The organism is Atribacterota bacterium, from assembly GCA_028717805.1.
Taxonomy (GTDB): Bacteria; Atribacterota; Phoenicimicrobiia; order Phoenicimicrobiales; family Stramentimicrobiaceae; genus Stramentimicrobium.
This window is the reverse complement of the sequence record JAQUNC010000017.1, coordinates 22,204-44,237: the sequence shown is the minus strand read 5'-3', so window position 1 is coordinate 44,237 and position 22,034 is coordinate 22,204. Positions and strand designations below refer to the sequence as shown.

At 34.4% G+C, this 22,034-nt stretch carries 21 protein-coding genes; 18 read left to right on the top strand and 3 right to left on the bottom strand.

Features of this window, described 5'->3' with window-relative positions:
• Positions 1-533: 533 nt before the first annotated feature.
• From PHD84_05295 to PHD84_05280, 4 genes are all read left to right on the top strand, one after another.
• Complete coding sequence (locus PHD84_05295) at positions 534-800, top strand: DUF4342 domain-containing protein (protein ID MDD5637216.1); 267 nt, start codon at positions 534-536, stop codon at positions 798-800.
• A 1-nt stretch (position 801) separates the two neighbouring features.
• Complete coding sequence (locus tag PHD84_05290) at positions 802-1,461, top strand: MBL fold metallo-hydrolase (GenBank protein MDD5637215.1); 660 nt, start codon at positions 802-804, stop codon at positions 1,459-1,461.
• Between the two features lie 225 nt (positions 1,462-1,686).
• Positions 1,687-2,160 carry a TRAM domain-containing protein gene (locus tag PHD84_05285; GenBank protein ID MDD5637214.1) on the top strand — a complete coding sequence of 158 codons (474 nt, stop codon included), beginning with the start codon at positions 1,687-1,689 and terminating at the stop codon, positions 2,158-2,160.
• The gene (locus PHD84_05280) at positions 2,139-2,933 is read left to right on the top strand and encodes a methyltransferase (protein ID MDD5637213.1); all 795 of its coding nucleotides are present in this window, start codon (positions 2,139-2,141) and stop codon (positions 2,931-2,933) included. The genes PHD84_05285 and PHD84_05280 overlap by 22 nt, the downstream gene beginning before the upstream one ends.
• A gap of 5 nt (positions 2,934-2,938) precedes the next feature.
• Here the strand turns inward: PHD84_05280 and PHD84_05275 are convergent, their stop codons facing one another.
• Positions 2,939-3,664, bottom strand: a complete 726-nt coding sequence (locus PHD84_05275; GenBank protein MDD5637212.1) for an SIMPL domain-containing protein — start codon at positions 3,662-3,664, stop codon at positions 2,939-2,941.
• A gap of 284 nt (positions 3,665-3,948) precedes the next feature.
• On the opposite strand from PHD84_05275, the gene PHD84_05270 reads away from it, so the two are divergent.
• Positions 3,949-4,683, top strand: coding sequence for an SDR family oxidoreductase (locus PHD84_05270; GenBank protein ID MDD5637211.1), 735 nt, complete (start codon positions 3,949-3,951; stop codon positions 4,681-4,683).
• Between the two features lie 153 nt (positions 4,684-4,836).
• The gene (locus PHD84_05265) at positions 4,837-5,469 is read left to right on the top strand and encodes a glycosyltransferase (GenBank protein MDD5637210.1); all 633 of its coding nucleotides are present in this window, start codon (positions 4,837-4,839) and stop codon (positions 5,467-5,469) included.
• Between the two features lie 13 nt (positions 5,470-5,482).
• On the opposite strand, the gene PHD84_05260 is transcribed toward PHD84_05265, so the two are convergent.
• On the bottom strand, positions 5,483-6,172 hold the full coding sequence (locus PHD84_05260) for a response regulator transcription factor (GenBank protein MDD5637209.1): 690 nt from the start codon (positions 6,170-6,172) through the stop codon (positions 5,483-5,485).
• Positions 6,150-7,673 carry a HAMP domain-containing sensor histidine kinase gene (locus PHD84_05255; GenBank protein ID MDD5637208.1) on the bottom strand — a complete coding sequence of 508 codons (1,524 nt, stop codon included), beginning with the start codon at positions 7,671-7,673 and terminating at the stop codon, positions 6,150-6,152. The genes PHD84_05260 and PHD84_05255 overlap by 23 nt, the downstream gene beginning before the upstream one ends.
• A gap of 340 nt (positions 7,674-8,013) precedes the next feature.
• On the opposite strand from PHD84_05255, the gene glgP reads away from it, so the two are divergent.
• The 12 genes from glgP to PHD84_05195 all read left to right on the top strand — a co-directional run bounded on the left by glgP (position 8,014) and on the right by PHD84_05195 (position 21,876).
• Entirely contained in the window at positions 8,014-9,738 is a 1,725-nt protein-coding gene (gene glgP, locus PHD84_05250; GenBank protein MDD5637207.1) for an alpha-glucan family phosphorylase, read from the top strand.
• Between the two features lie 34 nt (positions 9,739-9,772).
• Positions 9,773-10,408 carry a hypothetical protein gene (locus PHD84_05245; protein ID MDD5637206.1) on the top strand — a complete coding sequence of 212 codons (636 nt, stop codon included), beginning with the start codon at positions 9,773-9,775 and terminating at the stop codon, positions 10,406-10,408.
• 107 nt (positions 10,409-10,515) lie between these two features.
• Entirely contained in the window at positions 10,516-11,802 is a 1,287-nt protein-coding gene (purD, locus tag PHD84_05240; protein MDD5637205.1) for a phosphoribosylamine--glycine ligase, read from the top strand.
• Positions 11,803-11,840: 38 nt separating this feature from the next.
• Complete coding sequence (purH, locus tag PHD84_05235) at positions 11,841-13,400, top strand: bifunctional phosphoribosylaminoimidazolecarboxamide formyltransferase/IMP cyclohydrolase (GenBank protein ID MDD5637204.1); 1,560 nt, start codon at positions 11,841-11,843, stop codon at positions 13,398-13,400.
• A 388-nt stretch (positions 13,401-13,788) separates the two neighbouring features.
• Positions 13,789-14,880, top strand: a complete 1,092-nt coding sequence (locus PHD84_05230) for an alanine--glyoxylate aminotransferase family protein (protein MDD5637203.1) — start codon at positions 13,789-13,791, stop codon at positions 14,878-14,880.
• Positions 14,873-15,808: an NAD(P)-dependent oxidoreductase gene (locus tag PHD84_05225; GenBank protein MDD5637202.1), complete on the top strand. Its 936-nt coding sequence runs from the start codon at positions 14,873-14,875 to the stop codon at positions 15,806-15,808. Before PHD84_05230 ends, PHD84_05225 begins: the two co-directional genes overlap by 8 nt.
• 3 nt (positions 15,809-15,811) lie before the next feature.
• Complete coding sequence (locus PHD84_05220; protein MDD5637201.1) at positions 15,812-17,077, top strand: DUF1015 family protein; 1,266 nt, start codon at positions 15,812-15,814, stop codon at positions 17,075-17,077.
• Between the two features lie 402 nt (positions 17,078-17,479).
• The gene (argF, locus tag PHD84_05215; protein ID MDD5637200.1) at positions 17,480-18,478 is read left to right on the top strand and encodes an ornithine carbamoyltransferase; all 999 of its coding nucleotides are present in this window, start codon (positions 17,480-17,482) and stop codon (positions 18,476-18,478) included.
• A 73-nt stretch (positions 18,479-18,551) separates the two neighbouring features.
• Positions 18,552-19,859, top strand: a complete 1,308-nt coding sequence (locus PHD84_05210) for an aspartate aminotransferase family protein (GenBank protein MDD5637199.1) — start codon at positions 18,552-18,554, stop codon at positions 19,857-19,859.
• Positions 19,860-19,968: 109 nt separating this feature from the next.
• Positions 19,969-20,556 (top strand): TetR/AcrR family transcriptional regulator, encoded by a 588-nt coding sequence (locus PHD84_05205; GenBank protein MDD5637198.1) that lies wholly within the window; start codon positions 19,969-19,971, stop codon positions 20,554-20,556.
• A gap of 139 nt (positions 20,557-20,695) precedes the next feature.
• A complete protein-coding gene (locus PHD84_05200; protein MDD5637197.1) occupies positions 20,696-21,181 on the top strand; it encodes a permease in 486 nt (161 codons plus the stop codon).
• Complete coding sequence (locus PHD84_05195; protein MDD5637196.1) at positions 21,178-21,876, top strand: permease; 699 nt, start codon at positions 21,178-21,180, stop codon at positions 21,874-21,876. The genes PHD84_05200 and PHD84_05195 overlap by 4 nt, the downstream gene beginning before the upstream one ends.
• The last annotated feature ends 158 nt before the right edge of the window (positions 21,877-22,034 follow it).

Here is a 22,034-nt window from a genome sequence, read left to right as displayed (position 1 = left end):
GGTAGAAAGAGACCAGAATTTTTTACTGCCGCAGCGAGGACATGTTTTCATACTCTCTTTATACTGATTTATCAACAGTTTTTCAAGGTTCTAAGTGCAACTTAAGTATGGGATTACCTAATTTTTTTATTTGTTTTATTACTTATATCTATCTATATTTCATAATTAAACCAACATCTCTGCTCTCTATTTTATGGTATAACTTATTATAATTTCTTTTCTAACTGATATTAGATCAATGGCAAAATGTGATTTTCGAGATTAATATTAAATTATATAATTATAGTCTGGATAGATTAATAAAAAGGTTAGTGGGCTTTTGGCCAGGATTCCTGGTGTCATTATTTATGAGAGGTTTACACATGCATAAATATTTTTTAGAAAAATTATTACTAATTTCTTCAGAGGTTAACCTTATTTGAGAAAAAAATAATTCCCTCTTATATTGCAAAGAATTTAAAAAATTATTATATAATATAAACAGGCTATATGAAATATTATAGTATAAATCTTAAGAAGGTGAGGGAATTATCATGACAAATCAAAAGAATAAAGAGTCTTTTGTTGTTTCTGGTGAAAAAATTGTTGAAAAAGTGAGAGAAATCATTCAGGAAGGAAATGCTCGCAGGATAATCATTAAAAATGAAAAAGAGGAGACCATCGCTGAGTTTCCACTTACGGCTGGAGCTGTTGGCGCTTTACTGGCGCCTGCCCTGGCTGCTTTAGGGGCTATTGCAGCTTTGGTTACTAAATGTACTGTGGTGGTTGAAAAGAAAGATAGAGATATGGACGATAATTAACATGGAAATTAAAACATTCACTCATCATTTTATATTGAACAATTATGTCAATTGTTACCTTATCAAGACAGGTGATAATTATTTTCTTATAGATACCGGTTTTCCTCGCTATCGTTCAGTAATTGAAAAAGAGATAGAGAAGTCTGGATGTGGCATTGGTCAACTTAAACTCATTATATTAACCCATGGAGATTTGGACCATGCCGGCAATGCTGCTTATTTTCATACCAAATTTGCCAGTAAAATTGCCATGCATCCCAGTGATATAGGCATGGTAGAATACGGGGATATGTTTTTTAGCAGAAAGAATCCAAATATGTTGATTAAAACATTAGCTAACTTGTTTTTAGGTCTGAAAAAGAACGATAGATTTATACCTGATATAACTATTGATGGTGAATACAATTTTTCTGAATTTGGATTGGAAGCAAAAGCCATATATATACCCTGCCATACCAGAGGATCCATTGCTATCCTTACTGCTGAAGGCCATCTCTTTTGTGGCGATTTGATGGGAAATATCAAAAAACCAGCTGTATTTGATATTATGGATGATATTACAGAGGCAAAAGCTTACATAAAGAAACTTAAAAGCTTAGACATCAAAACCGTTTATCCAGGTCATGGTCAACCATTTACCTTGAATCTACTGAATGAATAGGTCGATATTTCTAAAAGATATTCTTAAGGCAGAATTAGATAAATTGGTTTTTTACTGCAATGGTTCCAATATAAAATAGAAATAGTATATGTATTTATTTCAAAAACCTTTTTATTTTTTTGATAATTTAAAAGTGATTGGTATTAATAATTTTTGGGATAAAATTGAGAAAAATATTAAAAGGGAATTGTAAAAATATGTTGGATTTTGGAAATAAAAAACAATATGATAGATCTATTTATTGAAGGGATTAGTCATAATGGTGAAGGGATTGCTCGAAATGCTGGTAAGGTTATTTTTATTCCCTATACCATTCCCGGAGAGATCGTACAGGCTATTATTAGTGAAGATAAGAAACAATATTCCCGGGGAATACTGAAAGATATTATTTTAAAATCACCTTATCGGGCGCAGGCTAATTGTCCTTATTATTATCATTGCGGTGGTTGTTCCTATCAACATGTTGATTATCAGCAGCAATTGCTACTCAAACAAAGAATTGTTGAAGATACCTTCAAACACATTGCTGGAGTAAGTGCAGTAGTAAAGCCCCTAATAGGTATGCCAGAACCTTGGAACTATCGTAATAAGGTAATATGGCATCTTGTTCAAAGTGATAACGGAAAAATAATGGGATTTTATAAATTTCGGAGTAACGAACTTGTTGATATATACCAATGCCCCTATTGCCTGGATTAAATGAAGTAAGTTTAATCATAAGAGAGATGCTTCCTGAGCTCGAAATTAAAGAAAAAAGCTCTATTGTAATACGTCAATCTAATCAGCAGAATGAAGTTATGATTGAATTTATCAATTGCTTACCTAAGAAAATATTATTGCAAGAACTGAGCAAAAAAGTTCAATCCATTTATGTTCAACAACAGGGAAAATTAAGATTATTATTCGGTAAGAAGGAGATTGCCCAGAAGGCTGGTCATTGCTTATTTACTATAGGTCCTCATGATTTTTTTCAGACTAATTCAGAGCAAAGTGAAAGACTAATTGAAATTGTTTGCCAGTATCTGAATTTATCAGATTCAGGGAATATAATGGATGCCTATTGCGGTGTAGGAATGTTTTCTATGAATATAGCTCAGGATGCCTGCCTGGTGACAGGAGTAGATTCCAATCTTTCGTCAATAAAAAATGCCAGAAGAAATGCTATACTAAATGGCTTGACCAACTGTCAATTTATTACTGGTTTTTGCGAGAAGATTTTACTAACCTTAGAAAAAAAGTTTAGTCGGGTAATAGTAGATCCACCAAGGGCTGGATTGGAGAAGGAATTCATTACCAGAATTTTACCCATTACGTCAGAATTAATATTATATGTATCATGTAATCCAGCCACTTTAGCGAGAGATATTAAACAATTTGTTGCTCATCATTGTCAATTGATGGAAGTTCAGCCACTTGATATGTTTCCACAAACCGGAAACATAGAAAATATTGCTTTGCTACAAAAAGATTAATATCCTTAAAAAGAAAATTCCGCAATGACTGTTGCTCTTATGATAACCGAATCAGGAGCTATTGGTGTTGGGGCAGCACTTTTTGCCATTTCTGTTTGCAACATGGTATCCTGTAAACGGAAGGGAGCATAGAAGGTTCTTTCTTCTTTTATATTATATAATTGTTTAATGATTACTCCTGCACCTTTGGCAATTGCCTCAGCCTTACGTTGTGCCTGTTCAGTGGCCATGGTTAATGCCTGTAACATTAATTGTTGGGGATTTCTTATTTCGAAATTAATATATTGAATATTATTAATACCTGCTTCTACTGCCAGGTCAATTATCTGGCCTACTGTATCCAGCTGATTGGTCAGAACTAGAATTTCATTGGTTGCTTGATAATAAATCTTTTCCGGTTCGTTTTGAGATTCAACCTTCCCCCATTCACGGTAACTGTTTAATCTATAGAAAGAGGTTGTTATGTCTTCATCTGAAAGACCAAAATCTATCAAAGCCTTTAAAACGGTATTAGCTAGTTTAGCATTTTCCTCAACTGCCTCTTTCGCCGATTGGCTACGGGTTTCAATGGAGAGACTTATCTTTGCCAGATCAGGCTGAGCAGTTATTTCTGCTTCTCCATAAGTCTGAATAATTCCTTGCTCTTCAGTAGCAGCATTAGCTGTCATACTGAGAAATACTAAAATTAGCAGTAGATAGAAAAGGCTAAAAAAACCATTTTTTATATTCATAATTTGAACCTCCTGGGATATTTTCCTGGGCATTGGCATTAGTAAGATTAATATTAACTTATCATTTTTATTATTAAATGTAAACTGATTTAAATTATAGGAGAGGACTATGATTAATATACTTTAAAAACATTAGCTTCATGAAGTATAATAAAATTGGTTTTTGTTTATACCGTTGAAAGTAGAGAACTGTTTTTTTCATCGAAAATACTAACAAATTTTTTAAGCTTAAAATAAGTTAGGCATTGAGGGCTTTGAGTAAGAACAGAACAAGGAGAAAGATAATGAAATTTAATAATAAAAAAGTAGTTATAACTGGTGGTTCAAGGGGAATAGGAGAAGCTATAGGAAGAGAGTTTAAAAAAGAAGGAGCCAGGGTGGCTGTTATTGACAAAGAGGATACGCAAACAGATTGGGAGATATTTTACCAGGGAGATATAGCAGATGAAAAAGATTTAATAAAGTTTACCAGAGTAGTCAGAGAACAATTTAAGAAGATTGATTATTTGATTAACAATGCCTGTTTAAGCAAAAATGGATTACTTTCCAATTGTAGTTTTACTGATTTTAATTATGTTTTAAAGGTAGATGTTGCCGCCCCTTATATTTTAACAAAATTATTCCTCCCTTTTTTTAATAGAGGTGCTGCTATTATAAACATCTCATCCACAAGAGCTTTTATGTCTCAACCGGACACGGAAAGTTATTCAACAGCAAAAGGAGGGATTGTTGCCTTAACTCATGCTATGGCTGTAAGCCTTGCGGGCAAAGTAAGAGTAAATTCAGTTTATCCAGGCTGGATAGATACTTCTAAAGATAACAATAATTGGACTGATGCTGATAGGAAGCAACATCCAGTAAAAAGAATAGGCAAGGTAGAAGACATTGCTCACGCTGTACCATTTTTATGTAATGAGAAAAGCGGATTCATCACTGGCGAGAATTTAGTAGTTGATGGCGGTATGAGTAGGTTGATGGTATATCATAATGATTATAACTGGATTTATAAAGGCGATTAAACTCAATATAGAGGAATCATTAATATAATTTTCATAGGGCAAGGATAATTTTATCTAATAATAATGCGATAAGCAGTGAATCATGAATAAAGAAAGGATTGAATAATTATTAAAAAGGGAGATGAAGGGAAAAAGGAAAATCTTGTTATTCTTATACCAGCTTTTAATGAAGAGCCCAGAATTGGCAGTGTTTTAGAGGTAGTTTGTCAGTATAAGAGAGCAAAGAGAATCATTGTCATAGACGATGGCTCCTCTGATGGAACTGCCAATTGTGCTGAACGTTATTCAGTTGAAGTATTAAGACATGATCATAATATGGGGAAAGGGGCAGCATTGCGAACTGGTATCGTTCATATCGGTGATGCCGATTACTGGCTGTTTTTGGATGCTGACCTTGTCAATTTAAATGAAATACATATGGAGGCTTTGCTTGATCCCCTGAAAAACAATCCTGATACGGGTATGACAGTAGGAATTTTTCAAAAAGGTGGCCAGATCGGTGTTGATTTGGCACAGAAGTACTTCAGTATTCTTAATGGTCAAAGAGCTCTTTCCGGGCAATTTGTCCAGATTCTTCCAGACCTTTCCTGGGCTAAATTTGGAGTCGAGATATTTTTAACTAAATTGGCTCTATATCATGGGATTAAGATAGTTCACCCGGTATTGTCTGGCTTAACTCATCATACTAAAGAGAGTAAATTGGGTTATTGGGCTGGTTTTTGCTATCGCCTACAGATGTATCAGGAATGCCTTTATACCTTATTTAACTGGGAAAAATACCTGTAGTGGCCTATTAGCATTAAGCGTTAAATCGGTAGCCAGATCCCCAGAGTGTATCAATGAAACGGGGTTTTTGGGGATCTTTTTCAATTTTGTCTCTTATCTTTTTTATATGAACAGCAATAGTGGCAATATCTCCATAAGAATCGTCCCCCCAGATATGTTCGTAGAGCCGTTCCTTGCTGAAGACTATATTAGGATGAGAAGCTAAAAAATTTAATATTTCAAATTCTTTAGTAGTAAAGATTATTTCCTTATTATCCAGGAAAACTCGTCTTGATACCTGATTTATAGTCAAATTTTTTATTTGAATCTCATGTTTTACCTTCTCAGTTTTCCTGGTTAAACGATCAAAACGACTTAGATGTGCCTTAACCCTGGCTACTAATTCATTTGGGCTGAAGGGTTTGCTAATATAATCATCTGCCCCCAATCCCAGTCCACGAATCTTATCAATATCTTCTCCCCGAGCTGAAATAATAAGAATGGGTATATTCTTATCTTTTCTTATTTTTTTGCAGATTTCGAAACCATCAATGTCTGGTAACATAAGGTCTAATAGTATTAAATCATAGTCTTTATGAAGAGCATCTTCTAAACCTTCCAGTCCATTGATTCTTATATCGACTTGAAAGTTATTAATTTCCAGATAATCTTTTACCAGTTCAGCAATACTTTGCTGATCCTCAATAATTAGAATTTTTTTCATTTTCTATTTCCTTATTTATATTACTGTCCTTTTCCCTTATCTTAGATAGGGTAAAAAATATACTGGTACCAGAGCCAGCCTGACTTCTTGCCCAGATGCGACCACCATGTTCAAGAATGATTTTTCGAGCAATATAAAGACCCAATCCGGTGCCTGGCGAACTGTTGGAACGGGCTTTATCTTCTTTATAAAATCGGTCAAATATTTTATCCAGTATATCTTCTGAGACACCCCTACCATTATCTCTGATTTCAATTTGAGCTTCCTGTTCTTGTTCTGTTAGTATAATTTCAATCTTGGGATTATTGGCATTGCTATAATTAATTGCATTGTTAATAATATTCAGAATTACTCTTTTCAGCTGTTGCCTGTCTGCTTTAACCAGATTTTGTTCTGCATAATCTGCCTTATATTCCAGTTTAATGCCCTTTTCCTGTAGATCGAATTGTAATTCTTCATAAGAATCTGCTAGGTAGTTTTTAATATTTATACTCTCAAATTGATAAAAGGATTGATTTAAATCAAATTTAGAAAGCAAAAATAAATCTTCAATTAATGATTCCATATGTACAGCATTTTGATAGATTGTTCTCAAATATTTATCCTGTTTTTCTTTTGATTTGGGCACACCATCCATTATACCTTCAATATAACCTTTGATAGTGGTAATTGGAGTTTTTAAGTCATGAGAAATGTTAGTGATGAGCTCATTGCGATTTTGCTCGTATTTCTTTTGCGTCTCCTTCGATTTCAGTAACTGTTTTCGAGCTTCTTCAAAACTCTGAAACAATGCTCCAATTTCATCTTTAGTAGGCGGCTGTAGCTGAAAATCATAATTACCCTTTTGAATTTTTTGGGCTGCATTTTTCAGACGAATAATTGGACTGACAATCTGTTTAGATAAAAAGTAAGTAATCAGGGTATTAATAATTATCATTATAAGCAAAAATAGTACTAAAGTATAAATAACAGAATTCTTAAAAGAATTTAATTCATGATAGATAGAAGTTGCATCATTGATTAAGAATAGGGTTCCGGCAGTGTAGTCGCCAAAGCGTAAATGGATAGTTTTCATAAACATAGTATCTGAAATTCTAATGGCATAATCTGCTTTTGGAGTAGGTGTATTTATTTTTTGTTGCAAAAGAAGCTGGTGATTAGTATCAATTTCAGCAAGAAATGGTGAAAAATAAACTACTTTATCTTCTTTTTTCACAATTATATTGGTATTAAAAGAATTTAAAAAATCATCTATCTGATCTAGAAAATCATTATTTAAAAATTGATCCGGTTCTGATTCAATTGTTTTCATTACTATTCGATCTGCCCGGAGAAGAGCTCTATTTAGAATAGGAGGCTGCCTTTGGTCATCCTGAGGAGGGAATCCTATAAATTCACGGAAATTTTCTGTTATTATTAGACTTACACCAATCAATAATAGTATAGTAATTAATATTAGTATTAAATTGGATATCCATAAACGTTTTTGAATGGTCATCATTTTCTATGGCCTGCTAATCTTTATTTAAACAGATTAGTATCGTTTCTTACTATATATTCTTTCTTATTTTATTATATGATATTATTTTAAAATACTCATAAAATATTTATTAAAACTTTATAAAATATTGCTCCTGATCCCGATAAAAGTTAATGGAGTATTATAAGAAATTGACCAAATATGATAAAATCAGATAAGCTAAATATAGAATAAATCAGCCATATCGTTTTTTATTTGTAGAACTAAATTTATAATACTTTTCATATTTATATCTATTTTGGCTATAGATACTAAGAGTTTTAACTTATTTATGATAAAAAGATAATAAAGGGGAGGCAAGATGGAGGCCAGGAAAAGTTTGCTTTATGAACATGAAGAATGTATTAAGGGAGAGAATAAAATTGCCTATTTTTCAATGGAGATTTGCGTTGATACTAAAATACCTACCTATAGTGGTGGATTAGGAATTTTAGCTGGTGATACGATTCGATCATCAGCAGATTTAGGTGTCCCCCTGGTTGGTATAACCTTGCTTTATAAAAAGGGTTATCTTAGACAAGATATTGATGAACAGGGATATCAGCAGGAATTACCGGAAGAATGGAATCCTCAGGATAAACTGATTCAACTACCAGCCCGTATTCAAGTAGAAATTGAGAAGAGAAACGTTATTGTTCAGTCCTGGATGTATATGATAAAAGGTGTTGATGGTGATAATGTACCTGTTTATTTTTTAGATACTGATCTACCCGAAAATAGTGAATATGATCGTAGCCTCTCTTATTATTTATATGGTGGTGATGAACGATACCGTCTGGCACAGGAGATAGTATTAGGAATTGGTGGCGTGAAAATGCTAAAGGAACTGGGATATAAAAACATCTCAAGATATCATATGAATGAAGGCCATGCCAGTTTGCTTGCTCTGGAATTATTATGTCAATTTAATAATTTAGAGAGAGATAACTGGGATATTGATCAAGTTAAAAAAATGTGTGTTTTTACCACACATACCCCAGTACTGGCAGGAATGGACCAATTCCCCTATCAATTAGTTGAGCAGGTCCTAGGTAATATAATTCCCTATGACCTATTAAAAAGCCTGGCTGGTGAAGAAAAACTGAATATGACCCAATTAGCCCTCAATCTTAGCCATTATGTTAATGGAGTTGCTAAAAGACATGGCTTGGTATCCCGTGAAATGTTTCCAGGATATCATATTGATTCTATTACCAATGGTGTTCATTCCGCTACTTGGACCGGGAAATATTTTACGGAACTATACGATCAATATATTCCCGGTTGGAAATCTGATCCCTTCAGTTTACGTTATGCCCTGAATATTCCTGATATGGAGGTTTGGAAAGCCCATCAGAAAGAGAAAGAAGAATTGATTGCTTACATTAATAAACTTACCAATTTAAAGTTTGAGAAAGAAGTATTTACCATAGGGTTTGCCAGAAGAGCTACTGCTTATAAACGGGCTGATTTAATTTTTTACAATTTGAACCAGTTAATTGATATTGCCAGCAGGAAGGGGAATATTCAGCTGGTTTTTGCTGGTAAGGCACATCCCAGGGATCAGAGGGGGAAAGAATTAATTCAAAAGATTATCAATACCTCACTGCAATTACCATGCCAGGAGAATATCAAAATTGTCTATCTGAAAAACTATAATATGAATTTAGGGAAAATATTAACCTCTGGAGTAGATTTATGGTTGAATACTCCCAGAAAGCCTCAGGAAGCATCTGGGACTTCAGGGATGAAAGCTGCTCATAATGGAATTCCCAGTTTTAGTATCCTGGATGGATGGTGGGTGGAAGGATGTATTGAGGGTATTACCGGATGGTCTATAGGATCAGCAGCAAATATGGAAAGCATTGAACAGGAAGAGGCCGATTCTCTGTACAAAAAGTTGGAAATAGAAATAATACCAACCTATTATCATAAACGAAATCAATGGATCAATATGATGAGGCATTGTATTGCCATTAATGCCTCTTTCTTTAATACCCATCGTATGGTGTTACAATATGTTTCTAATGCCTATCTTTACAGTTAATAGAAAATAGTTAAATGAGGAAGGATGTAAGAAAGTGAATGGCAAAGAGTGGATAAATGATTTTGTGGAGAGATTAACCAGTATAGAAGGAAATTTTGAAATATTTGTTTCTCTTTTTTTAAAGTATGAGCATCAATTTGTATTTGGTTTAAAAGATAGTAAGGAATGGATTGAGGAATACGGTGAAAGAAAGGCATTTTTTTCTGCTATTGGCGGTCGAATGGATGAGGGTTCAGATATAATAAAGTTTCTACAAGATCGTTCTTCCCAGGATATCGGAGTGGATATTGATATTATAAATAGCCCTCAGACTTATCTTGATTACCATCATCGTTTGAAAAAAATACCCATCAATCTGGTAAAGGGAGAAATTAGACCACAAATGATTACCATAATTCAAAAAGCAAGATATGCTACAACTCCCAATATGCTTATCTTTAGTTACATAGGTAGTACTAAAAATAAACCCCGTTCTTTACAGTATAGCGCTTTGTTTTTTGCTAGAGAATCAGTATTAGTGCAGATGTTTAAAAATAAAAAGACAGTACTGGAGCTAAAAAAAGCTGGTGCAACCTTTGAAGAACGGATTAAAATTCCTGATAATCTTTATCTTTATCCTGCCGGTTCCATAAACAGTTTATTACGTTTTTTAAGCTATGAAACATTTTAATATTAGTGATTAACAAATACTGAACCAATAATATAGAGGGACTTTTAAGGGAACAAATTCCTTTAAGTATTTCTATAAAGCTAATAATAGATTGTGAGGATTTATATTTGAATATTTTAGTTATTGGTAGTGGTGGCAGAGAACACACTATTGTTTGGAAGTTAGCACAGAGTCCGTTAGTAGATAGAATTTATTGTACACCTGGCAATGCTGGTATTGCTGAACAGGCAGAATGTTTGGAAGTAAAAACAGATGATCTTGCTGGTATATTAGAAATTGCTCGCAATAAAAAGATAGACTGTACTATAGTAGGACCTGAAGTACCTCTTTCGCTGGGTATTGTTGATCTATTTGAAAAATACAACTATCCCATCTTTGGGCCTCAACGTAAAGCTGCTGAAATTGAATCAAGCAAGGTTTTTGCCAAGCAAATAATGAGTAAATATAATATTCCCACTGCTCGCTTTCAGATTTTTGATGATTACTATAAGGCGCTTTCTTATATAAAAAAACAACCTTTCCCTCTGGTACTTAAGGTAGATGGATTAGCTGGTGGGAAAGGTGTTCTTATTGTAAATAGTAGATCGGAAGCTGAACAATCTCTTGCTCAAATCATGAAAGAGAAGAGATTTGGTGAGGCTGGGAGAAGGGTAGTAATTGAAGAATTTCTTACTGGAGAGGAAGTATCTATGCTGGTCTTCAGTGATGGTAAACATATTTTACCCATGATATCATCTCAGGATCATAAAAAGATTGGTGATAATGATGAGGGATTAAATACAGGGGGCATGGGAGCTTACAGTCCGGTTCCTTTTTTCAGTGAGGAACAGCAGAAACTGGTTCTCACTGAAATATTTCAACCAATTATATCAGGCTTAGCACTAGAAGGAAGAATTTTTAAAGGAGTTCTTTACGCTGGTTTAATTTTGACTGGAGAAGGGCCCAGGGTATTGGAATTTAATGCTCGCTTTGGAGATCCGGAAACGCAGGTAATCCTTCCTGGATTGAAGACCGATTTAATGGAAATTATTCAGGCCACTATAGGTGGTTATCTAAACCAGATTGAAATTGGCTGGAACAGTCAGTCAACTGTTTGTGTGGTAATGGCTTCTCAAGGCTATCCCGGAACGTATGAGCAAGAGAAAACAATTATCGGTTTAGAAAAATTAAAAGATAGAGATGATATAGTAGTATTTCATGCTGGCTCCAGGGTAAAGGACGGTAAAATTGTTAGTGCAGGAGGTAGGGTATTAGGAGTAACTGCTTGGGCAGACACTTTAAAAGAATCAATTGATAAAGTCTATCAGGGAGTAAAGATAATACATTTTGATCATAATTATTACCGGAAAGATATTGGAAAAAAAGGACTGTATTTTTTAACAGTTACTAATTGATTATATAATGAATTTTTGAAAAGGGAAAGGAAAGAAAAGTGGAAAAAACAAAGAGAGCAATTATTAGTGTTTCCGATAAGTCGGGTATTATTGAGTTTGCCAGTGGATTAACAAAGGCTGGTTATCAGATTATTTCTACCGGAGGTACAGCCAGGATTTTGCAGGAAGCAGGAGTAGATGTTACCTTAATATCAGAAGTAACCGGTTTTCCGGAGATTTTAGATGGAAGGGTGAAAACACTGCACCCGGCAATTTTTGGTGGGTTACTAGCACGTAGCGACAGCCTTGAACACCAAAATCAATTAAAGGAACAACATATCTTACCGATAGAAGTAGTGGTGGTCAATCTTTATCCCTTTGAGCAAACCATATCTCAAGAAGATGTATCACTGGAAGAAGCTATTGAAAACATTGACATTGGTGGCCCTTCTCTGTTGAGAGCGGCTGCTAAAAATTATCGGGATGTAACTGTAGTTGTTGACCCTGCCGACTACCCAGTAATATTAGAAGAATTATCCAGTTCCGGTGGAGATATATCTCTTTCCACCAAAAAGAAATTAGCTGTGAAAATATTTCCATATACTTCCTATTATGATAGTATTATTTACCGTTATTTAACAAAAAAAATGGTTCCTAATGAAGATTCTTGTCCTAATTATTTAGTAATTGGAGCAAAAAAAGTTGGTGTTTTACGTTATGGGGAAAATCCTCACCAAAAAGCTGCTTTCTATCGTGAAAATTTAGTGGAAGAAGCTAATCTGGGTTCCGCCCGTTTATTGAGTGGAAAGGAATTATCCTACAATAATCTGGTTGATCTGGAAGCCGCCTTAGGAATTGTTAAAGAGTTTGATGAACCTACTGTTGTTTTCATCAAGCATACCAATCCTTGTGGGCTGGCTACTGCTGAAAGCATTGAAACTGCCTATGAGAAAGCCTACCAAGGTGATCCTCTATCGGCTTATGGAAGTATCATTGGTATAAATAGAAGAGTTGAGGAAAAGTTAGCCTGTTTAATTCATGAAACCCCTTTTGTTGAAGCCATTATAGCTCCATCTTATAGTCAGGATGCCCTTTCTCTTCTAAGACAGAAAGAGAATCGACGGATAACAGAGGTTGGCGATCTGCGTACCCAAGACCGTCATATTAAGGAGTTAAAAAGAATTTCAGGAGGATTTTTAATACAGGATCGAGATTTTAAAAATATTTCCCCCGATGATCTGGTGGTAGTAACTAAAAAGCAACCCAATAAAGAAGATATTGAAGAATTATTATTAGCTTGGAAAATGGTTAAGCATGTTAAATCAAATGCCATTGTCTTATCTCGTAATAAACAATTAATAGGAGTTGGTGCAGGTCAAATGAGTCGGGTAGATTCAGCACAGATTGCCATACGGAAAGCAGGAGAATGCAGCAAAGGAAGTTATCTGGCCTCTGATGCCTATTTCCCTTTTGCTGATGGGGTTGAAGTAGCCGGCAAGGCAGGGGTAAAAGCTATTATTCAGCCTGGAGGTTCCAAACGCGACGGAGAGGTTATTGCTGCGGCAAATAGTATGGGAATGATTATGGTCTTTACTGGTTATCGTTGTTTTAAACACTAAAAATAAAAAAATTAGAAATAGATGTTGACAGGACATTAAGAAAGTGATAATTTATGAAGAAATTAATTTAAATAAGGTAATTTAAAAAGTTTCAGAAGAGTAGGTTTCAATTCTTTTTTAGAGAGCTGAGTAGTGGTGAGAAATCAGCAAAGATTGGACTGAAGTCCATCTGAATAATATCCAGGAGAAAGAAAAATCGATTATCCTGGATCGCATAAGGCGTTAATAGAAAAGAAGAGCTTTGTATAATTAATAGTTTTTCCATTAAACTATTTTTAATGGTAGCTAAATAGGGGTGGTACCACGGAGTATTTATTCGTCCCCGGTAGTTAGAAATAACTACCGGGGATTTTGTTATTAACTAACTAATTGAAGGATGGTAGATAAAATGAGGAAAAAATTATTTATTCCAGGACCTATTGAGGTTAAAGCAGAGGTTCTGAAAGAGATGTCCAAACCCTTGATTGGGCATCGCGGCAAGGAAGCTTCTGGTTTACAGAAGACTATTAGTAACAAATTACAAAGGTTAATGTTTACTCAAAATGATATATTGCTTTCCACTTCCTCCGGTAGTGGCTTGATGGAAGGGGCTGTTCGTTCCTGTACCCGTAAATGTGCTGCTATATTAGCCTGTGGAGCTTTTGGGGAAAGATGGTATCAGATGGCTATAGCCAATCAGGTTAATGCTGAACTCTTTGCAGTGGAGTATGGTAAACCGATAAGGGGGGAAATGGTGAAAAATATTTTAGATACAGGCAAGTATGATTTAGTTACTGTTACCCATAATGAAACATCTACTGGAGTAATGAATCCATTGCCAGAGATTGCAGGGGTGGTAAAAGAATATCCGGAAATAGTATTCTGTGTTGATGCAGTAAGTTCACTGGGAGGTGTTAAAATTGCGGTTGATGAATTGGGTATCGATATTTGTCTTACTTCCAGTCAAAAATGTATAGGCTTACCGCCTGGTTTTTCTTTTTGTTCTATTTCTCAGAAGGCACTTGAGGCAGCCAGGGGAGTTAAATATAGAGGTGTTTACTTTGATTTATTGGGTTTATATGAGTATAAAATAAAAAAGGATTTTCAATATCCTTTTACTCCTTCGCTCTCACATATGTTTGCCTTAGATAGCCAGCTGGACTCTATAATGCAAGAAGGTTTGGAAAATCGTTTTCAAAGACATAAGACAATGGCAAAGCAAGTTCAACAATGGGTAAAAGACAAGTTTGCACTATTCCCTCCGGAGCAATTTGCTTCTCATACTGTCACTTGTATTAAAAATACTCGTAAACTTAATGTAGCTGAGTTAAATAATAAACTTGGTGAAGCAGGCTTTGTTATTTCTAATGGCTATGGTAAATTAAAGGATAAAACTTTTCGTATTGCTCATATGGGTGATCTAACTTTAAAGGAGATAGAAGAATTATTATCTGCAATTGATTCCATATTAATTTCTGGGGGTGAACAAATTTATGCTTAAAATCCTTATTAAAGATAAGATTGATTCACTGGTAGCTGAAGAATTAAAAAAAGGGGGATTTTTAGTCCAGGAAGGAGATAATAGACTGGAGTCTATTTTTCAGGAAGTACAGCAGAATGAAATACTTATAGTTCGTTCAGCTACCCGCGTGACTAAAGAAGTGATAGATGCTGCACTGCAAACAGGTTTACTTAAGGTAATAATCAGAGCAGGGGTAGGAGTGGATAATATTGAAGTAAATTATGCTCGTGCTAAGGGAATAAAAGTTTTTAATACACCAGAAGCAAGCAGTCTATCAGTAGCAGAACTTGCGCTGGCACATATGTTTGTACTAGCCAGAAAGATGGTTCCCGCAAATTTTACGATGCGGCAGGGAGAATGGAATAAAAATAAATTTTTAGGCGTGGAATTATCTGGTAAAACATTGGGTATTATAGGTATGGGGCGTATTGGCCAAGTTTTAGGTCAAAAAGCCGGTGCCCTAGGTATGCGTATAATCTATTGTGATATTATGAATCATGAGGGAATAGACGGTAGCTGGCAATATCTTTCTTTACAGGAAGTGCTAAGACAGGCAGATATTATTTCAATTCACGTCTCAGCCGAGGGGAATGATGGCTATTTAATTGATGAACCACAGTTTAAAATAATGAAGAAAAGTGCTTTTATAATTAATACAGCTCGAGGAAAACTAGTAAATGAGGAAGCTTTGCTGGATGCATTGGAAAAAGGAGAGATAGCAGGAGCAGGTATTGATGTATATTGTGAGGAACCGTGTAAAAACATTGCTTTACTACAACATGAGCGGATTTCTGTTACTCCTCATATTGGTGCATCTACTCGTGAAGCCCAATTTAAAATTGGTCAGGAGATTATTCGATTAATTGAAGAGTATCAAAAAAGTAAAAATTGTAAAGAGCAGGAGTAAGAAATGGTATATATTAAGCCATTTAAGGCACTACGACCAAGGGAAGAACTGGTATCAAGAGTTAGCTCTCTTCCTTATGATGTCATAAGTAAGGAAGAAGCAAGGAAGATTATTAGGAGTAATCCCTATTCTTTTTTAAAGGTTATTAAACCAGATGCGACCTTAAGAAGAGAAAAATACAATTCTCAGCAGTTAGCTGAGATAGCAGCAGAAAACCTGCAGGAATTCATTAGAAAGAAGATCTTGCTTAGAGACGAAGAGGACTGCTTCTATCTTTATCGACAGAGTAAAAATCTTTACCAGAGAACAGGACTAGTTGCTTGTTTGTCAGCTAAAGATTACCTGAGAGGGATTATAAAGAAACATGAAAATATTAATATGGAGACTTGCGATGCGAGAATTAATCATATTAAGGTTACTAGGGCGCATACTGGTTGTGTTTTAATTATTTATAAGAATAATCAACAGATAGAGGAGTTATTAAATCGAGAAACCAGCTGTAAAAAGGCTATCTATGATTTTGAATCTGACGACGGAATAAAGAACAGTTGCTGGAAAATTAAAGAAAAGGAGATTATTGTATCGCTCATCAAAGCTTTTCAAAATATACCCAGTCTCTATATAGCTGATGGTCATCACCGGGCAGCTGCAGCAGCGATAGTGGTGCAATTGTTGGAATCCCGGCAGAAGGAAGACGAAGAGAAGGAAGAAAATGAAGTTAAAGAGTATATGTATTTTCCAGCGGTGTTAATACCAGACAATCAAGTTCACCTTTTAGCTTATCACCGGGAAGTAACGATTTCCCCGAAGTTTGATAACGATGTTTTTCTTAGAGACTTAGAACAGATGTTTCAAGTACAAAAGGTTATTCCCAATGATCCCTTTTTGCCAACCAGGAAACATGAATTTGGGATGAATCTTTCCGGGCAGTGGTATCGATTATTATATAGAAGAGATATTCTTAGTAAACAAGATATGAATATTATAAATCAGCTTGACGTATCTATTTTACAGGATCTAATACTAAATCCCTTATTAGGCATTGGAAATCCCCCAAAAAGTAACAGGATAGAATTTTTAGGAGGAGAAATTTCCTTACTTCAGATAGAAGAAAGAGTTAAACAGGGATCCATTATTGCTTTTACACTGTATCCTACTTCCGTAAATGAAGTTATTGAAATTTCCGAAATGCAGCAGATTATGCCACCCAAATCAACCTGGTTTGAACCTAAAGTGAGAAGCGGCATCTTTGTTCATCTTTTTGATTAAAAAATTAGTAATCTTGCACCCTTAGAGCAGGTGGCTTAAAGAACTCCTGAAAGTAGTTAGAATTCTTATGAGTAGTTTTTTGCCATACTTTTTTCTTGAATTTTTATCTGTCTTTTAAATGAATATTACCCAAAGTAATAATTATTCACTTTGGACTTTAGTAGGGAATGTTAAATACTGAATTTAATTTAAGCAATTTCCAGTGCTAAAGATTCCCCCAAGATATTTTAATCTTTATATTAATATTATCCTAAGGTGCTCTAATTGACATTGAGAAGTATTTATTCTATTCTTTAGGCAGAAAAAGAAATTTTTAATTTTTGCTTAAAACGGAACCTAAAGAAAAAATGATAAAACTTAAAATTTCATGAAATATAAAAAAGATGAAGGAAAGGAAATTTTATGCCAGTCAATCTAAGAAATCGTCATTTATTAACTCTCAAGGACTTCAGTAAAGAGGAAATTTCTTTTTTACTGGATTTAGCTATTGAGCTAAAAAAGTCTAAATATGACGGGACAGAACAACAAAAATTAAAAGGGAAGAATATAGCTTTGATATTTGAAAAGACTTCTACCAGAACCAGATGTGCCTTTGAAGTAGCCGCTTTTGACCAGGGGGCTAATATCACTTACCTTGGGCCAACAGGTTCTCAAATGGGTATTAAGGAATCAATGGAAGATACTGCCAGAGTGCTGGGACGTTATTATGATGGAATTGAGTTTCGTGGTTTTAAGCAGGAATCAGTAGAGACCCTGGCAAAATATTCCGGTGCGGTAATATGGAATGGCTTAACTGATCTTTATCACCCTACTCAAGTTTTAGCTGATTTGATGACTATCAAAGAAAAAGTGAGCAAACCTTTAGAGGAGGTAATTCTGGTTTATATAGGAGATGGAAGAAATAATATGGCTAACTCCCTGCTTATAGCTTCTGCCATTATGGGAATGGAAATTCGTATTGTTTCCCCCCGATCTTTATTTCCTAATGAAGATATATTATATGAGACCAAAAAAATATCGGAAAAATCAGGAGCAATTATTAATATAACTGACAATATTTCACAGGGCGTAAAGGGAGTTGATGTTATTTATACTGATGTTTGGGTATCTATGGGAGAAGAGGATAAAATTGTTCAAAGAATAGAATTATTAAAAGATTATCAGATAAATATGGACGTTATTAAAACTACCGAGAATCCAGATGTGATATTTATGCACTGCTTACCTTCTTATCATGATACTAATACTAAAATAGGAAAGGAGGTTTTTGAAAAATTTGGATTAAAATCTTTGGAAGTAACTGATGAAGTATTTCGCAGTAAACATTCTGTTGTTTTTGATGAAGCTGAAAACAGGCTGCATACTATCAAAGCTGTAATGGTTGCAACATTAGGTAGTTAAAATATAATACAAGTTCTAATCTGAATTCGGGATAAGGTTACAAAAATAATATATAATTAAAGGAGATGCAAAAATGAAAAAATTCATCTCTATAAAGACTGACATACCTGGACCGAAATCAAGAGAGCTTGCTGCAATAAGAGAAAGATATGTTTTTAAGCCAATGGGAGATTCCCTGTCTCCGGGTTATATAGATTTTGGAGAAGGAGCACTGGTTACCGATGTAGATGGTAATACTTTTATAGACTTGACCGGGGGATGGGGTTGTTTAGCTTTAGGTCATTCTCATCCCGCCATCATCTCTGCCATTAAAGAACAGGTTAATCATTTTATTCATACAGATTTTACTGCTGTTCCATATGAATCTTTTGTCCTGTTGTGCCAAAGACTAAGCCAGCTTGCCCCTGGCAGTGAACCAAAGAGCGTTGCCTTGTTTAACAGCGGGGCAGAAGCTATTGAAAATGCAGTAAAAGTTGCCAGGGGATTTACTGGAAGATCGGGAATTATTGTCTTTGAAAACTGTTTTCATGGAAGAACATTGCTTACTCTAACGATGACCCACAAGGCCTTTCCCTATAAGTATAAATTCGGACCTTTTGCCCCTGAGGTATACCGTCTTCCCTATCCAAATTCCTACCGTCATTCTATTGAAATTTCAGAATTTGAGAATATCATGAAAGGTCTAGTCAATCCGGAAACGATTGCAGCAATTGTTATTGAGCCTATTCAGGGAGAAGGGGGATTTAATATCCCGATAGAAGGATTTTTAGAGCATATTCGAAAATTGTGTAATAAGTACGAGATACTTATGGTAACTGATGAAATACAGTGTGGGATGGGAAGAACTGGAAAGTTTTTCGCTATTGAAAACTGGAAAATTGCACCAGATATTGCATGTTTAGCAAAATCTCTTGCATCCGGATTACCTCTTTCTGCAGTAATTGCCAGAAAAGAGATTGGCGATGCTTTGCCTGCTGGTTGTATTGGAGGAACCTATGCTGGTAATCCTATCGCCTGTCAGGTAGCATTAGAGGTAATCCGTATCATGGAACAGGAGAATCTCCTGAATAGGGCAGTCAAGATTGGAGAGATAATAAAACAAAGATTCAAAAATATGGAAAAGAAGTATAATATTATCGGAGATGTTCGCGGATTAGGAGCTATGGTAGCGATGGAGTTAGTTAAAGATAGGATGACTAAGGAGCCAGCAACTGAAGAGACAGAAAAAATTGTGCAGTATTGTATCCAGAATGGTGTTTTAATTCCTACTGCCGGGATAAACAAAAATGTATTAAGAATTCTGGTTTCTTTTGTTATTACTGAGGAACAATTAGAAGAAGCTATGGATGTTTTAGAAGAAGCTTTTTCTGTAATTAATTAAGTATATTTGAAATACTTGACAGGAATGCATTAATAGCTTATAATTGTTTTTGGAATATTAGTTAACGTTAATTAACATAATTACTATATTTGAACAACGGGATAAAATATTGAAAAGTCTTAATCCATCAAAACGCTGGAATGAAATACTATCTGTTGCATTAGAAATAATACATCGAAAAGGTTATTTTAATTTAACCATAAGAAATATTGCTGATAAAATAGGTATTTCAGAGGCTGCTATTTATCGGCACTTTAAAAATAAAGAAGAAATTATTTCAGAATTATGCAATCTGGTATTTGCCAAAAACAAATTTTGGTGCAAAAAAACCTCTATCAAAAATCCTCAGAAATTATTACAGGATATTATGTTAAATCAGTTAAAGATTTTAATTGAAAATCCCTATCTTAGCGCAATATTATTTCAAGAGGATATTTTTACTGAATATCCCAAAATAAAAATAAAAATAAACCAGCACAGAAATAGAAATGAAAATATTCTAAAAGATATTATTAATGAGGGACAGAAGAATTTTAAAATATCCCCTAAAATAAATCCTTCTGTTTTTGCTATACTCTACATGGGAAGTATCAGGATTTTAGTATTAAAATGGCGGGAGAGTAATTTTTCTTATCCAATGGATGAAGAGGCTAAACAAGTATTGAAACAACTCCTGGATTTTATCAGTATCCGGTAAGAATAACTATCAGGATTTTATCACTTTTGATCATAACATAAAAAAATTAATGGTTTTCTACTATTTTAAAAAAAGTTAACGTTAACTAATATTATAGCATTATTTATACATAATTGATGATTAGGAAGGAGTTACAGTAATGAATATAAGCACTATTTTACTTATCCTGTTAACAATAATGGCATTGGCTATATCGTTCTTAAAAGACAGGAAAAGAACAATTGAAAGCCTGATATCAGCAAAAGGCAGGTTTATTGAAACAGCTACTCAGGTTATAGGTATTTTATCATTAATTGGCTTATTTCTGGCAATTGTTCCTGAAAGCTATATTAAATCTGTCTTGGGAGGAAGCAGTATCGGGCTAAGTACACTGTATGGAGCAATTATCGGTACTGTCACTATTATACCCGCCTTTATTGCTTTTCCGCTATCATCTTCTCTGGTAAAAGGGGGAGCATATTTAGTAGCAGTAGCGGCATTTATTACTACATTAACCATGGTGGGCTTTGCGACAATGCCCATTGAGATTGAGCATTTTGGTAAAAAATTTACTTTTACCAGGAATTTACTGAGCTTTATATTAGCCATCTTTATTTCTTTAGGAATGGGAGCTTTGTTAAGATGATAAATACATTGAAAGAATTTAAAATAATATTTATAGTAGGATTATTGTATATTTTAACTGCTTTTTTTGACTCAGCTATTTTTCAGGAAGCCCTGGGTAATACGTTAATGTTTCTAAAGGAAATGTTAGAAATACTACCGGCAGTTTTTATATTAAACGGACTAATCAATTCATGGGTACCTACTGAAATTGTAATCAAAAACTTTGGCAGAGAATCGGGTGTAAAAGGGAAAATAGCATCCCTGTTAGTAGGGTCTGTATCAGCAGGACCTATTTATGCTGCATTTCCTTTGGCTCAATCGTTATTAATTAAAGGTGCCAGTATCGGGAATACAATAATAATAATAAGCGCCTGGGCAGTAGTAAAAATTCCCATGCTAATTGTAGAAAGTAAATTCCTTGGAATAAGTTTTGCTGCTACAAGATATTTATTAACAGTACCGGGTATTATTATACTGGGGATTGTTTGCGAAAAAATCCTAAGTAGGAGTGAGATTAATACAGTTACCCGGAAGAATCAGCAAAAGGAGATTGAAAAAATCAGGGAATTATTGCCTGGTTATAATTGTGGTTCATGTGGGTATGATAGCTGTATTTTATATGCTAAAGCTATTTTGAGTAGAAATGAAAAAACAAACAGATGTAAACCAGGAGGAGAAGAGGTACAATTAAAACTACAAAAAATTATGAATTAACATTATGTGTATTATAATATTCTATATTAAATTAAGAAATTAATAATACATTTTCCCTTATTAATTTTAAAAAACCGGGAATTAGGGTTGTTAACCAATTACTTATTTTTATATAATAAAATATATATTGCTTTGATTAGTTTAATTAATATTTATAA